This window comes from Enterococcus sp. AZ163 (genome assembly GCF_050498925.1).
Classification (GTDB): Bacteria; Bacillota; Bacilli; order Lactobacillales; family Enterococcaceae; genus Enterococcus_A; species Enterococcus_A ferrettii.
The window spans coordinates 1-1672 of the sequence record NZ_JBIPAO010000013.1 but is presented as its reverse complement, the minus strand read 5'-3'; the positions used below and the strand labels follow the sequence as shown (position 1 = coordinate 1672).

General features: G+C 52.2%; 1 rRNA gene. It reads left to right on the top strand.

Features of this window, described 5'->3' with window-relative positions:
* Nucleotides 1-85: 85 nt before the first annotated feature.
* Nucleotides 86-1644: ribosomal RNA gene (locus IGI46_RS25865) — 16S ribosomal RNA — on the top strand.
* Nucleotides 1645-1672: the final 28 nt, after the last annotated feature.

Genomic DNA, 1672 nt, shown 5'->3' with positions numbered 1-1672 from the left:
TATAGAAGCAAACAACATAGCAAGCAATTGCTAGCGAATCAATTTTTAAATTGAGCTTAACAGTCGCAAGACTGTTTCAAACACTTTTTATGAGAGTTTGATCCTGGCTCAGGACGAACGCTGGCGGCGTGCCTAATACATGCAAGTCGAACGCTTTTTCTTCCACCGGAGCTTGCTCCACCGGAAGAAAAGGAGTGGCGAACGGGTGAGTAACACGTGGGTAACCTACCCTCGAGCGGGGGATAACACTTGGAAACAGGTGCTAATACCGCATAACAAAGAAAACCGCATGGTTTTCTTTTGAAAGGCGCTTTTGCGTCACTCGAGGATGGACCCGCGGTGCATTAGCTAGTTGGTGAGGTAACGGCTCACCAAGGCAACGATGCATAGCCGACCTGAGAGGGTGATCGGCCACATTGGGACTGAGACACGGCCCAAACTCCTACGGGAGGCAGCAGTAGGGAATCTTCGGCAATGGACGAAAGTCTGACCGAGCAACGCCGCGTGAGTGAAGAAGGTTTTCGGATCGTAAAACTCTGTTGTTAGAGAAGAACAAGGGTGAGAGTAAAAAGTTCACCCCTTGACGGTATCTAACCAGAAAGCCACGGCTAACTACGTGCCAGCAGCCGCGGTAATACGTAGGTGGCAAGCGTTGTCCGGATTTATTGGGCGTAAAGCGAGCGCAGGCGGTTTCTTAAGTCTGATGTGAAAGCCCCCGGCTCAACCGGGGAGGGTCATTGGAAACTGGGAAACTTGAGTGCAGAAGAGGAGAGTGGAATTCCATGTGTAGCGGTGAAATGCGTAGATATATGGAGGAACACCAGTGGCGAAGGCGGCTCTCTGGTCTGTAACTGACGCTGAGGCTCGAAAGCGTGGGGAGCAAACAGGATTAGATACCCTGGTAGTCCACGCCGTAAACGATGAGTGCTAAGTGTTGGAGGGTTTCCGCCCTTCAGTGCTGCAGCTAACGCATTAAGCACTCCGCCTGGGGAGTACGACCGCAAGGTTGAAACTCAAAGGAATTGACGGGGGCCCGCACAAGCGGTGGAGCATGTGGTTTAATTCGAAGCAACGCGAAGAACCTTACCAGGTCTTGACATCCTTTGACCACTCTAGAGATAGAGCTTCCCCTTCGGGGGCAAAGTGACAGGTGGTGCATGGTTGTCGTCAGCTCGTGTCGTGAGATGTTGGGTTAAGTCCCGCAACGAGCGCAACCCTTATTGTTAGTTGCCATCATTTAGTTGGGCACTCTAGCGAGACTGCCGGTGACAAACCGGAGGAAGGTGGGGATGACGTCAAATCATCATGCCCCTTATGACCTGGGCTACACACGTGCTACAATGGGAAGTACAACGAGTCGCGAAGTCGCGAGGCTAAGCTAATCTCTTAAAGCTTCTCTCAGTTCGGATTGTAGGCTGCAACTCGCCTACATGAAGCCGGAATCGCTAGTAATCGCGGATCAGCACGCCGCGGTGAATACGTTCCCGGGCCTTGTACACACCGCCCGTCACACCACGAGAGTTTGTAACACCCGAAGTCGGTGAGGTAACCTTTTGGAGCCAGCCGCCTAAGGTGGGATAGATGATTGGGGTGAAGTCGTAACAAGGTAGCCGTATCGGAAGGTGCGGCTGGATCACCTCCTTTCTAAGGATAAGCTAGGATGCAGCAATGC